Source organism: Burkholderia sp. Bp8991 (assembly GCF_003853795.1).
In the GTDB taxonomy this organism is placed as follows: Bacteria; Pseudomonadota; Gammaproteobacteria; order Burkholderiales; family Burkholderiaceae; genus Burkholderia.
Window position 1 is genome coordinate 50245 of sequence record NZ_QTQJ01000028.1, and the last position, 12106, is coordinate 62350.

Here is a 12106-nt window from a genome sequence, read left to right on the forward strand (position 1 = left end):
CGCCCGTCGGCGCGAAATCGTGCGATCAGTGCGGCCAGAGGTCGATCGGGAAATACTTCTTCGCGATCTGCGCGTACTTGCCCGACGCATGCAGCTGCTCGAGCGCCTGGTCCATCTGCTGCTTGAGCGGCGCATCGGCCTTGCGCATTCCCGCGCCGACGCCGTAGCCGAAGATCGCCGGATCCATCTTCACGCTGCCGGGGCCTTTCAGCTCGAACGTCGCACCGTCCTTCGACTTCAGGAAGTCGAGAATGCCGAGCTGGTCGAGATACATCGTGTCGATGCGGCCCGCGACGAGGTCCGAGTTGCAATCGTCCTGCGTGTTGTAGAGCCGCACCGTCGCCGTCTTGCCGTACGCCATCTTGATGAACTCGGCGTTCGCGGTCGAACCCTGCACGCCGATCACCTTGCCCTTCAGGCCGTCCGGCGTCAGCGTGAGCTTCTGGTTCTTCGCGCCGACGAAGGTGCCCGGCGTCTCGTAGTACGGCCGCGAGAACGCGATCACCTTCTGGCGTTCCGGCGTGATCGACATCGAGTTGAAGATCACGTCGATCTTGTCGCTGAGCAGCGCCGGGATGATGCCGTCCCACGCGACTTCCTTGATCTCGCACTTCGCCTTCATCTGCTCGCACACCGCGCGGATCAGGTCGGCTTCGAAGCCGCTCCACTGCCCGGTCGGGCTTTTCATCAGGAACGGCGGATACGGCTCGGCGGCGACGCCGAAGCGCAGCACGCCCGGCGACGCATGCGCGGAACCGAACGGCGCAAGCGCCGCGAGAACGAGACTCAACAGGCACAGCAGACTGCGAACGACACGCTTCATGGTCGGACTCCTGGCTGGAAAGATACGAAATCGGTACGGCCGGTATCGGCGTGGCCGGCATCGGTGCGGCCGGCCGCGCAGGCAGGCACGCGCGGGCCGTGCCATCGGTTCAGTGACGTTGCCGGTGCGCGTTGACGAACTGGCGGCAGCGTTCGCTCTGCGGCGCATCGAAGATCTCGGCCGGCGCGCCGCTCTCCTCGACGCGTCCCTCGTGCAGGAACAGCACCTTGTTCGACACGTCGCGCGCGAATGCCATCTCGTGCGTGACGAGGATCATCGTGCGGCCTTCGCACGCGAGATCGCGGATCACCTTCAGCACTTCGCCGACGCGTTCGGGATCGAGCGCGGAAGTCGGCTCGTCGAACAGCATCACTTTCGGCCGCATCGCGAGCGCGCGCGCGATCGCGACACGCTGCTGCTGGCCGCCGGACAGGAACGCCGGATAGACGTTGCGCTTGTCGGCGAGGCCGACGCGTTCGAGCAGCTGCTCGGCGCGCGCGAGCGCTTCGGCGCGCGGTTCGCGCAGCACGTGCACGGGCATCTCGATCACGTTCTCGAGCACCGTGCGGTGCGCCCACAGATTGAAGCTCTGGAACACCATGCCGAGCCGCGTGCGAATGCGTTCGACCTGGCGCGGATCGGTCGGCACGGTGCGGCCCTTGCGGTCGAGCTTCAGCCCGATCTCCTCGCCGTCGACGACGATGCGCCCGCGGGTCGGCGTCTCGAGCAGGTTGATGCAGCGAAGCAGCGTGCTCTTGCCCGAGCCGCTCGCGCCGATCAGCGAGATCACTTCGCCCTCGCGCGCGCTCAGCGACACGCCCTTCAACACCTCCAGCTCGCCGAACCGCTTGTGCAGGTCCGTCACCTGCACGCGCTCCTCGACCGCCGTCTTCACGCTCTCCGCCCGCGCCAACATGCTGTCTCCTGTGTCGAATTCTCACGCCCGTCCCGCGCGGGATCGCGGCGTCTTGTTGAATGGCCGACCAACCTCATGTGGAGTCGAGTATAGGCTCTGTTGAACAAGGGTTCAACAGATTTCAATAATCCGGAAGCAAGGGTTTTCGCGGGTTCCATCGCTGTAATTGAACAAGCGTCCGACACTCCCCTATAATCGGTGCCATGACGATTCCGTAAGGTCACCCCGTGAAAAAGACTTCTGGCAGCGCACCGGTTCAGACCCGCAGCCGCGGCATCCGAGAAACACCCGCGGTGCGGCAGCAATCGATCATCGACGCGACGATGCGCTGCATCGCGCGCTACAGCTATTCGGAAACCACGATCGACCGCATCTGCGCGGAAGCGAAGGTGTCGCGCGGGCTGATCAACCATCACTTCCAGTCGAAAGACGAGCTGATGGCGCAGACCTACAAGCGGCTCGCGGCCGACCTGCTCGACGTGTCGCGCGCGGCCGCCGCGAACGCGACGGGCCCCGAGGACAAGCTCGACGCGATCATCAAGGTGTGTTTCGCCGCGCCGGTGTTCGCGCCGAAGAACGTGAAGGTCTGGCTCGGCTTCTGGAGCGTCGCGCACAGTGATCCGGTGATCCGCAAGGCGCACAAGGAGCTGTATGCCGGCTACCGGCAGGCGTTGAAGAAGCTGTTCGACCAGATCGCGGAAGTGCGCGGCGGCACCGTCGACAGCGAGCTCGCCGCGCTGACGGTGACAGCGGTGATCGACGGCTTCTGGCTCGAACTCGCGCGCGACCCCACGTCGTTCACCGCGGAAGACGCGCTGACGAGCTGCCTGCGCGTCGTCGATTCGTTCCTGCCGCCGCCGAAGACGGCGCGCAAGCGCGCGTAACGCACGCAACGCGCGTCGCCGGCAAGCCGCCGCACTCGCGCCGCAACCGGCACGACGGCCTCGCATCGCGAGGCCGTTCGCATTTTCAGGCCGCGCGAATCTCGATCAGGTACGGCGCGTCGTGCGCGGCCGCTTCGCCGAGCGCACCGGCCAGCGACGCACCCTCTTCGACTCGCTGCGCACCCCATCCATACGCGCGCGCGAGCGCGACGAAATCGGGCGTATGCAGATCCACGCCGACCGGCTCGACGCCGCCGTCGACCATCGCACGCTTGATCTCTCCGTAACCGCCGTTGTTCAGCAGTACGACGATCACGCGCGCGCGATGCTGCACCGCGGTGCCGAGTTCGGCGAGCGTGTACTGGAACCCGCCGTCGCCGGCGAGGCAGACCACCGGCCGCGACGCATCGCCGAGGCTCGCGCCGACCGCGGCCGGCAGCCCGTAGCCCAGCGAGCCGAAGCCGACCGACGCGTTGAACCAGCTGCGCGGACGCGACGCCGCGAAGCCGACGTTGCCCGCATAGACGATCCGCGTCGAATCGCCGACGAGCGCCGCATCGGGCAGCGCGTCGCGCACACTGTCGAGCAGCGCGAGATCGCGCCGCATTTCGTCGTTGAGTTCCTGCCGCGCGGCCGCACGGCACACCGCCGCGCGCTCGACGCCATCGCCGCCGTCGCTACGCGCCCGCGCATCGGCCGGCCACACGCGCCGCAGCGCGCGCAGCGTTTCGCCGACGTCGCCGAGCAGCGGCAGCGCGGGCACCGCGTTGCGGCACAGCTGCTGCGGATCGATGTCGATCCGCACGAGCGGCGCGGGCATCGAGAAGCTGCGCGTCGCATACAGGTCGTAATCGGTCGGGCCGAGCTCGGTGCCGAGCGCGACGATCAGGTCGCTGTCGCGCATCAGCGCGCGCACCGCGTCGCTCGACGCCGACCACGACACGCCGAGCGGATGCGCGCTCGGCAACACGCCGCGCCCGTTGATCGTCATCACGACCGGCGCGTCGAGCGTCTCCGCGAGCCAGCGCACGTCGGCGGCCGCGTCGAGCGCGCCGCCGCCCGCGAGAATCAGCGGCGCGCGCGCGGCGGCAGCCTTCGCACGCAATGCGTCAATCCCGTCGGCCGATGCGGGGCCGGGCGCGATGCGCGGCGGCGCGGCCGGCACCGGCGGCAATGCATCGGCCGGCGCCGCGAGCACGTCGAGCGGAATCTGCAGATGCACGGGGCGCGGCCGGCCGCCCGAGAACACCGCGAACGCGCGCGCGATCGCCTGCGGCAGCGCGTCGGCGCGCGGCACCGTGTAGCTGAACGCGGCGATGTTCTGCGCGAACGCATGCTGGTCCGGCAGTTCGTGCAGATGGCCGTTGCCGGAGCCGATGTCGCCGGACGCGTTGACGCTCGAAATCACCAGCATCGGAATCGAATCCGCATACGCCTGCGCCATCGACGTCGCGATGTTCGTCATGCCGGGGCCGGTGATCACGAAACACACGCCGGGCTTGCCGGTCGCGCGCGCATAGCCGTCCGCCATGAAGCCGAGGCCCTGCTCGTGGCGCGCACTCACGTGGCGCAGCGCGCTGCCGGCGAGCCCGCGGTACAGCTCGATCGTATGCACGCCGGGAATGCCGAACACCGTGTCGACGCCGTAGGCGGCGAGCAGGTCGACCAGGTACATGCCTACTGTTTTCATGTGATTTCCATCGTTCAGGGTAAGGAGGTGGATCGCGCGCGGCCCCGTGAGGCCGTCAATGCGCGAGCCCCGGCAACAGTTCGCGCACGCCCTGCGCGAGCATCTGGAACGCGATCGCGGTCAGCACGATGCCCGACAGCCGCTCGACCAGCGTCCTGCCGATCTCGCCGAGCCGCCGGCACCACGACGCCGAGCACGCATACGTGAGCCCGATCACGCCCGCGTGCAGCACGCACGCCGCGCTCAGCGCCAGCAGGTCGGCCGGCGTATGAAAGCGCGTCGCGGTCGTGATCACGAGCGACATCACCGCGCTGCCGACCGACAGCGGGAAGATCAGCGGCACCGCGATGTAGCTGCGCCATTGCGCATATTCGAGCCGCGTGTCGCCGCCGCTGCGCTCGTCGTTCGCCGTGCCGCGCATCATCGGGATCGACCACAGGCACAGCACGAGGCCGCCCGTCAGCGTCAGCGCACCGAGCGTGAGGCCGAGCATGCGCAACAGGAACTGGCCGCCCCACACCGCGCCGATCATCAGCGCCGCGATCCACGCGAACAGCCTGAGCGCGATCTGCCGCTGTGTCACGTCGGGAAAATGCCCGGTGACGGCCGCATACATCGGGATCGCGACGGGCGGACAGAACAGCGTCAGGAGCCCGGTCAGGAACAGCAGCACGTCGCTCGACGTCAGGGTCATCGCTCGAACTCACATGCGGTCGGGTGGATAAGCGGCGCGGTGGCGACGCGGCCGGGCGTGATCAATCCTGCGTGGCGTCCTGCGGCGCGCGTTCGCGCGGCCGCATGTCGCCGTCGAAATCGTCGAGCGTCGGAAACGCCATCGGTTCGTGCCGGTCGAGTTCTGCGAGATAGGCGTCGTAGCGTTCGAGCACGGCCGCGCGCTCCGCGTCGCCGATGTACGGCACGTGATAGCCGACGAACGACGGCAGCACGTCGAAGCCCGCGTAGCCGAGCGTGCCGCGCAACACGTGGCGCAGCATCAGGTCCATTTCGCCGTGCACGCCGTCCGCACCGAACATGTAGTCGCGGCCGCCGCACGTATAGGCGAGCAGCGCGCGCTTGCCGCGCATCCCGCCGCGATCGTAGAAGCGCACGCCGCCGTACACCTTGCCTGACACGAGCACGCGGTCGATCCAGCCTTTCATGATCGCCGGCACCGAGCACCAGAACAGCGGAAAGCTCAGGATCAGCAGGTCGCACGCCGTTAGCTTGTCGAGTTCCGCGGCAATGTCGGGCGCGATCGCGTGCGCGGCGACGTTCTCGCGCTGCTCCAGCGCGTAGACGAGATAGTCGGGGTTCTTGCGCACGCCGAAATCGGCCGCGCTCGCGACCGGATTCCACTGCATCGCGTACAGGTCGGACACTGTCACGGTATGCCCCTGCGCTTCGAGCGTGCTCACCGCGCGGTGCAGCATCGACGTCGTGAACGACTGAGGTTCGGGATGGGCGTGAACGATCAGGACTTTCATGGTGCGAGTTTTCTCCGCGACGTAACGTTGAACTGCTGGATTCAGACGGATCCGGCCGCACGCTTGCGCAGCAGCGACAGGCCGATCGCGACGCAGGTCGCGACGAGCAAAAGCGTGGATACCGACGCGATCGCCGGATCGACGTTCTCGCGCATCCCGTCCCACATGCGGCGCGGCAGCGTATAGACGTTCCGGCTCGAGATGAACAGCGTGACGACGAGCTCGTCCCACGACAGGATGAACGCGAACACCGCGGCCGACAGCACGCCCGGCCGGATCGACGGCAGGATCACGTAGCGCAGCGTCTGCGCGACGTTCGCACCGAGGCTGCGCGATGCCTGCTCGATGCGCAGCCCGACGGTCGCGAGCGATGCCGAAACCGCCACCACGACGTAAGGCACCGACAGCACGACGTGCGACAGGATCGCGGCGGGATAGCTGTCGAGCATCCCGAGTTCGCCCCACAGCCGGTAGAACGCGAGCGCCGACACGATCGGCGGCACGATCAGCGGGAACAGGATCACGCCGCGCACGAACTCGCCGCGCCGCGACGCGACTTTCCACAGCCCGATCGCGCACAGCGTGCCGAGCGCGACCGAGATCGCCGACGACACCAGCGCGATCAGCCCGCTTTGCAGAAAGCTCGACACCCAGCCGTCGTCGTCGAGCAGCACGCGGTAGTGCCGCAGCGACAGCGCGCCGTCCGGCATCGACAGGTAGTCGCTCGGCGTCAGCGAGACGGGCACCGACACGAGCAGCGGCAGCATCAGGAACAGGATCGCGGCCCACGCGATACCGACCACGAGCGCGCGTCCTGCGGTCATTCGGGTGTTCATCGGAACCTCCTCCGTTCAGGTCAGCGCGCGCCGAACAGCTCGCGCAGGTCGACGAAACGCGCGAGCAGCGCGAGCGCGGCCAGGATCGACGCCAGCAGCAGCGACGCCAGCGCCGCCCCGCTGCCCCAGTTCACGAGCTGCAGGATCTGCGTGCTGATGTATTCGGCGATCATCACGGTGCGGCCGCCGCCGAGTATCACCGGCGTCACGTAGAAGCCGAGCGAGAAGATGAACACGAGGATCGCCGCGCCGACGATGCCCGGTCGCGTCTGCGGGAAATACACCTTGCGGAACGTGACGAACGCGCCCGCGCCGAGCCCCTGCGAGGCACGTGCGAGCTGCGGATCGATGCCCTTCATGTTCGCGTACAGCGGCAGCACCGCGTACGGAATCATGAAGTGGATCATCCCGATCACGACGCCGACCTCGTTGCGCATCAGCGGCAGCGGCGCGTCGATCAGCCCGATGCGCAGCAGCAGCGTGTTAACGAGCCCCTGCTCGCCGAGCAGGAACAGCCACGAGAACGCGCGCACCAGCACCGACGCCCAGAACGGCACGAGCAGCCCGAACATCAGCGCCATCCGTTGCCGCGGGCCGACGTGCGCCATCGCATACGCAATCGCATAGCCGAGCGCGACCGAACACACAGTGGTGACCGCGCACACGCGCAGCGTGGTCCACAGCACGCGATGCACGCCATGATTGCCGAGCAGCCGCGCATAGTTGTGCAGGCCCGGCTCCGGCACCGTGAAGCCGAGCCACAGCACGCGTACGAGCGGATACACGTACAGCACGATCAGCACCGCGAGCAGCGGCACGACGAGCAGCCAGTAACGATCGGCCTTCGCGCGGCCGAGCGGGACCGCGCCCGCGACGGGAGTAGACAGGGTATTCATGGCGTCACGCTCGCGAGGCGGCTCAGGACGACATCAGGTCGGTGTACTGCGCGAGCGTCGCTTCGTAGTGCTGCGCCCACCACTCGGGATTCACCTTGCACTGCTTTGCCCAGTTATCCGGCGTGCCCGGGTTGTCGGCGCGTAGCGCCTGCGGCACCGCGGCGGTCGCGGCCGGCGTCACCGGCCCGTTGCCGAGCAGCGACAGCAGGCGCACCTGCGGCTCGACGCCCTGCACGAACTTGATGAACTGCCAGACGGCATCGCCCGACGGATTGTTCTTCGGCACGCCCCACACGTCGCACGACGCGAGCCCCTGATCCCACGTATAGCGGAACCGGCCATTGCTCTCGCGCTGGATCACGTTCGCGCGCGTATGCCAGATGCACGCCATGCTGACTTCGCCGTTGCGCAGCAACTGCAGGCTGTCCGCGCCCGAATCCCACAGCAGCACGTTCGAGCGCAGTTCCTTCAGCTTTTTCAGCGCGCGCGGCACGTCGATCGGATAGACCTTGTCCTTGTCGACGCCGTCGGCCATCAGCGCGGCTTCGAGCGCGCCGCCCATCCATTTCCACAGCCCGCGCTTGCCCGGAAACTTGCCGACGTTCCAGAAATCGGCCCAGTTCTTCGGCGGGTTCGCGCCGAACTTGCGCGCGTCGTAGACGAGCACGTAACTCAGCAGGTACGACGGCACGCCGAAGTCCGATGCGAGCCCCGGCAGCGTGTTGCGGCCGACGACCGAATAGTCGATCGGCCGCAGGAAGCCCTGCTTGCCGAGCTTGATCGCCGCGAAGCCGTCGAGATCCATCACGTCCCAGATCACGTTCCGGTTCTCGACCATCGCCTTGATCTTGCCGTCCTCCGGCGACGAGTCGTAGCCCATCCGGATGCCGCTCGCCTTCGTGAACGGGTCCATGTACGCGGAGCGGAACGCCGAACGCGCTTCGCCGCCCCATGCGCTGAGCACGATTTCCTTCGGGTTCGACGCGAGTGCGTCCTTCGCGCCGAGCGACAGCAGCGTCGGCGCGATGCCGGCCGCCGCGCACAACCGCAGAAAATCGCGGCGGCGCTGCGACGTCGCCGGTTGAAGTTCGCGTGCTTGGTCGAGCAGGTCCTGCAGATGGCGGTTCGTCATGGTGTCTCCTCCAGGCTGGTCAGCGCCCGCACGCGTCTCGTCGTTTTCGGGCATCGGTGAATCGGTGAATCCGTCAGTCGGTGAGTCGGCGGCGACGGCGGCTCGTGCCGCTTCGCGCGGGATGCAACGTGCGCCGCGTCAGTCGGCCGCGATCCGACACGTCGCGTCGCGCTCCCACTGCACGAACACGTCCATGCCGCAGCGTGGTGACGCGAGCCCGCGCCATGCGGGCACGTCGGCCGTCACGCAGCCGAGCGCCGGCGTCTCGATCTCGAAGCGGTACGACGAACCGAAATAGCTCCAGTGGCGAATGCGACCCGCGACTTCGTTGTGCGCACCGCCGCACGACGCCGCCGACACCGCGACCTTCTCCGGGCGCAGCGCGAACAGCAGCGGCTCGTCGGGCCGCGCACCGCACGCCGGCGCGACGAAGCGCGCATCGCCGACGCGGTAATGCGTCGTCGAAGCATCGCCGCCGAGCGCGACACCTTCGATGAAATTGCTCTTGCCGAGGAAGTCCGCGACGAAGCGGTTGGCCGGCTGCTCGTAGAGCCCGTCCGGCGTGCCGATCTGTTCGAGCCGGCCGTCGCGCATGATCGCGATCCGGTCCGACATCGACAGCGCTTCCTCCTGGTCGTGCGTGACGAACAGGAACGTCGCGCCGAGCCGCTCGTGCAGCGCCTTCAGCTCGACCTGCACCTCGCCGCGCAGCTTGCGGTCGAGCGCGCCGAGCGGCTCGTCGAGCAGCACGAGATCGGGATCGAACACCAGCGCGCGCGCGATCGCGACGCGCTGCTGCTGGCCACCCGACAACTGGCGCGGCAGGCGATCGGCAAGATGGCCGAGCCGCACGAGATCGAGCGCGGCCTTCACGCGCTTCACCGCGTCGGGCCCTTTCTGCTTGCGCACCATCAGCGGATACGCGACGTTCTGTTCGACCGTCATGTGCGGAAACAGCGCATAGCCCTGGAACACCATCCCGAAGTTGCGCTTCTCGGGCGGCAACGCGACGATGCTGCGGCCGCCGACGCGCAGGTCCCCGCTGCTCGGATGCTCGAAGCCCGCGACGATCGTCAGCAGCGTCGTCTTGCCCGAACCCGACGGCCCGAGGATCGTCAGGAATTCGCCGCGCGGAATGTCGATCGTCGTTTCGCGCAGCGCATGCACGCTGCCGTAGCGCTTCGACACGCGATCGATCTGCAGGCCCGCGCCGCTCGCCGCATGCTGCGCCGCCGCGCGTGCCGCATGCGCCCCGGTCCTGCCGTCCTCCACACCTGCCGACGTCTCCATCACCACGCTCATCGTGTGTCTCCTGGTCGACTCACAATTGGGTTGAACGTTCATTTAACAGAACTTATACTATGCCGAAATGCGGTCCGCAAGTAGCGGCGACCCTTGCCGGCTCTGACACCACCCCGACACACAACAACCAGGAGACAGTGATCAGCATGAGCATCGAGGACATTCGAATCGAACGGCACGACGGCGCCGTGACCCTTCGCCTGAACCGCCCGGCGAAACGCAATTCGCTCGCGCGGCCGCATCTCGACTTTCTTCGCGAGACGCTCGACGCGCTCGCGAACGATCCGGCCGTGCGCTGCGTCGTACTGACCGGCACCGGCAGCGCGTTCTGCGCGGGCGCGGACGTCGACGAATGGGCCGAGGCCGAGCGCAACGGCGAACTAGACACCTACGGCTGGACCGAGCGTGCGCACCGTTTCGTGCAGACGCTCGCCGCATTTCCGCGTCCGACGATCGCCGCTCTGAACGGTTCGACGGTCGGCGCCGGCACCGACATCGGCTTCGCGTGCGACTTCCGCATCGCGAGCACCGCTGCGACGCTGCGCTGCGGGTATACGGGCATGGGCTACAGCCCCGACATGGGCGGAAGCTGGTTCCTGCCGCGCATCGCGCGCCCCGACGTCGCACGCCGCTTCATCTTTCTGAACGAGCGCTGGAACGCGCAGGACGCGCTCGCCGCGGGGCTCGTGTCCGAAGTCGTCGACGCCGACGATTTCGCAACGCACGTCGCCGCGTTCGCCGCGCGTCTGGCGCAAGGGCCGAGCGTCGCGTTCGGCCACACCAAGGCGCTGCTCGCGCAATCGCTCACGCACACCCTCGCCGAGCAACTGCGCGGCGAGCTGGCGGCCGGCGTCGCGTGCGGTCACAGCGACGACGGCCAGGAAGCGCTTCGCGCATCGGTCGAAGGTCGCGCACCTCATTTTGTCGGGAGATGATCGATGGATTTTTCGCTGACCCAAGAGCAGGAAATGCTGGTGACGTCGCTGCGTCAGTTCGTCGAGAAGGAACTGCAGCCTCATGAATTCGCGGTCGATCGCGCGGACGACGTGCCGCCCGAACTCGCCGACTCGATCCGCCGCAAGTCGCTCGAGCTCGGCTTCTATGCGTTCAACATGCCCGAGAGCGCCGGCGGCCCGGGGCTCGACTACGTGACGCAGGCGCTCGTCGAACGCGAGCTCGGCCGCACGAGCTGGGCGCTGCACGTGTTCGTCGCGCGGCCGAGCAAGATCCTGATGGCGTGCAAGGGCGACCAGGTCGAGCGCTACCTGAAGCCGGCCGTGCGCGGCGAGCGCGTCGACTGCTTCGCGCTGACCGAGCCGGGCGCCGGCTCCGACGCGATGGGCATCCGCACGCGCGCGGTGCGCGACGGTGACGACTACGTGATCAACGGCAGCAAGCACTTCATCAGTCATGCGGACACGGCCGACTTCGTGATCCTGTTCGCCGTCACCGGCGAGGAGGAAGTGCGCGGCCAGAAGCGCAAGCGCGTGACCTGCTTCCTGATCGACAAGGACACGCCGGGCATGACCGTGCGGCGCGGCCCGCACTGCACGAGCCTGCGCGGCTATCACCAGTCGGAGATCTTCCTCTCCGACTGCCGCGTGAGCGCCGCGCAGATCCTCGGCGAAGAGCATCGCGGCTTCGAGCTCGCGAACGACTGGCTGACGGCCGGCCGCGTGATGGTCGCCGCGAACAACATCGGCCGCGCGCAGCGTGCGTTCGAGATGGCCGCCGAATGGGCCGCGACGCGTCATCAGTTCGGCAAGCGCATCGGCGACTTCCAGGGCACGTCGTTCAAGCTCGCGGACATGCAGACCGAGATCCGCGCGGCGGAACTCGTCACGCTGTACACCGCGCAGAAACTCGACCAGGGCACGATGACCGACGGCGACGCCGCACTCGCGAAGCTGCTCGCGACCGAGACGCTCGGCCGCGTGACCGATCACGCGGTGCAGATCTACGGCGGCATGGGGCTGATGGACGAACTGCCGATCGAGCGCTTCTGGCGCGATGCGCGCATCGAGCGCATCTGGGAAGGCACGTCCGAGATCCAGCGCCATATCCTGTCCAAGGAAATCCTCCGACGCTACAGCTGACGCGAATCGTCGCGCCGGCGCGTCCGGCGCGACTTCCGAAAGGACCT

12 protein-coding genes are annotated in these 12106 nt (G+C 67.7%); 3 read left to right on the forward strand and 9 right to left on the reverse strand.

Features of this window, described 5'->3' with window-relative positions:
- Positions 1-25: 25 nt before the first annotated feature.
- Both DIE02_RS26790 and DIE02_RS26795 read right to left on the reverse strand, forming a co-directional pair.
- The gene (locus tag DIE02_RS26790) at positions 26-823 is read right to left on the reverse strand and encodes a transporter substrate-binding domain-containing protein (RefSeq protein ID WP_124488854.1); all 798 of its coding nucleotides are present in this window, start codon (positions 821-823) and stop codon (positions 26-28) included.
- 109 nt (positions 824-932) lie between these two features.
- Positions 933-1718, reverse strand: coding sequence for an ABC transporter ATP-binding protein (locus DIE02_RS26795; protein WP_409333460.1), 786 nt, complete (start codon positions 1716-1718; stop codon positions 933-935).
- 248 nt (positions 1719-1966) lie between these two features.
- Between DIE02_RS26795 and DIE02_RS26800 the strand changes: the two genes are divergently transcribed.
- On the forward strand, positions 1967-2623 hold the full coding sequence (locus DIE02_RS26800) for a TetR family transcriptional regulator C-terminal domain-containing protein (RefSeq protein ID WP_260426299.1): 657 nt from the start codon (positions 1967-1969) through the stop codon (positions 2621-2623).
- Positions 2624-2708: 85 nt separating this feature from the next.
- Here DIE02_RS26800 and DIE02_RS26805 read toward each other — a convergent pair whose 3' ends face one another.
- From DIE02_RS26805 to DIE02_RS26835, 7 genes are all read right to left on the reverse strand, one after another.
- Positions 2709-4313: a 5-guanidino-2-oxopentanoate decarboxylase gene (locus DIE02_RS26805; RefSeq protein ID WP_124488856.1), complete on the reverse strand. Its 1605-nt coding sequence runs from the start codon at positions 4311-4313 to the stop codon at positions 2709-2711.
- A 55-nt stretch (positions 4314-4368) separates the two neighbouring features.
- The gene (locus tag DIE02_RS26810) at positions 4369-5007 is read right to left on the reverse strand and encodes a MarC family protein (RefSeq protein ID WP_124488857.1); all 639 of its coding nucleotides are present in this window, start codon (positions 5005-5007) and stop codon (positions 4369-4371) included.
- Between the two features lie 61 nt (positions 5008-5068).
- Complete coding sequence (locus tag DIE02_RS26815) at positions 5069-5797, reverse strand: NAD(P)H-dependent oxidoreductase (RefSeq protein ID WP_124488858.1); 729 nt, start codon at positions 5795-5797, stop codon at positions 5069-5071.
- Between the two features lie 41 nt (positions 5798-5838).
- Positions 5839-6633, reverse strand: a complete 795-nt coding sequence (locus tag DIE02_RS26820) for an ABC transporter permease (RefSeq protein ID WP_124488859.1) — start codon at positions 6631-6633, stop codon at positions 5839-5841.
- A 20-nt stretch (positions 6634-6653) separates the two neighbouring features.
- A complete protein-coding gene (locus DIE02_RS26825) occupies positions 6654-7529 on the reverse strand; it encodes an ABC transporter permease (protein ID WP_124488860.1) in 876 nt (291 codons plus the stop codon).
- Between the two features lie 22 nt (positions 7530-7551).
- Positions 7552-8661: an ABC transporter substrate-binding protein gene (locus DIE02_RS26830; RefSeq protein WP_124488861.1), complete on the reverse strand. Its 1110-nt coding sequence runs from the start codon at positions 8659-8661 to the stop codon at positions 7552-7554.
- A gap of 138 nt (positions 8662-8799) precedes the next feature.
- The gene (locus DIE02_RS26835; RefSeq protein ID WP_124529834.1) at positions 8800-9963 is read right to left on the reverse strand and encodes an ABC transporter ATP-binding protein; all 1164 of its coding nucleotides are present in this window, start codon (positions 9961-9963) and stop codon (positions 8800-8802) included.
- 146 nt (positions 9964-10109) lie between these two features.
- On the opposite strand from DIE02_RS26835, the gene DIE02_RS26840 reads away from it, so the two are divergent.
- Together DIE02_RS26840 and DIE02_RS26845 are read left to right on the forward strand one after the other, a co-directional pair.
- On the forward strand, positions 10110-10898 hold the full coding sequence (locus tag DIE02_RS26840) for an enoyl-CoA hydratase/isomerase family protein (RefSeq protein WP_124488863.1): 789 nt from the start codon (positions 10110-10112) through the stop codon (positions 10896-10898).
- A 3-nt stretch (positions 10899-10901) separates the two neighbouring features.
- Positions 10902-12059, forward strand: coding sequence for an acyl-CoA dehydrogenase family protein (locus DIE02_RS26845; RefSeq protein ID WP_044843923.1), 1158 nt, complete (start codon positions 10902-10904; stop codon positions 12057-12059).
- Positions 12060-12106: the final 47 nt, after the last annotated feature.

Bases quoted from the DNA above. Each gene is read 5' to 3' on its own strand.
- DIE02_RS26790 (WP_124488854.1), bottom strand. From the start codon at position 823: ATGAAGCGTGTCGTTCGCAGTCTGCTGTGCCTGTTGAGTCTCGTTCTC.
- DIE02_RS26830 (WP_124488861.1), bottom strand. From the start codon at position 8,661: ATGACGAACCGCCATCTGCAGGACCTGCTCGACCAAGCACGCGAACTT.
- DIE02_RS26820 (WP_124488859.1), bottom strand. From the start codon at position 6,633: ATGAACACCCGAATGACCGCAGGACGCGCGCTCGTGGTCGGTATCGCG.
- DIE02_RS26815 (WP_124488858.1), bottom strand. From the start codon at position 5,797: ATGAAAGTCCTGATCGTTCACGCCCATCCCGAACCTCAGTCGTTCACG.
- DIE02_RS26805 (WP_124488856.1), bottom strand. From the start codon at position 4,313: ATGAAAACAGTAGGCATGTACCTGGTCGACCTGCTCGCCGCCTACGGC.
- DIE02_RS26825 (WP_124488860.1), bottom strand. From the start codon at position 7,529: ATGAATACCCTGTCTACTCCCGTCGCGGGCGCGGTCCCGCTCGGCCGC.
- DIE02_RS26845 (WP_044843923.1), top strand. From the start codon at position 10,902: ATGGATTTTTCGCTGACCCAAGAGCAGGAAATGCTGGTGACGTCGCTG.
- DIE02_RS26835 (WP_124529834.1), bottom strand. From the start codon at position 9,963: ATGAGCGTGGTGATGGAGACGTCGGCAGGTGTGGAGGACGGCAGGACC.
- DIE02_RS26810 (WP_124488857.1), bottom strand. From the start codon at position 5,007: ATGACCCTGACGTCGAGCGACGTGCTGCTGTTCCTGACCGGGCTCCTG.
- DIE02_RS26840 (WP_124488863.1), top strand. From the start codon at position 10,110: ATGAGCATCGAGGACATTCGAATCGAACGGCACGACGGCGCCGTGACC.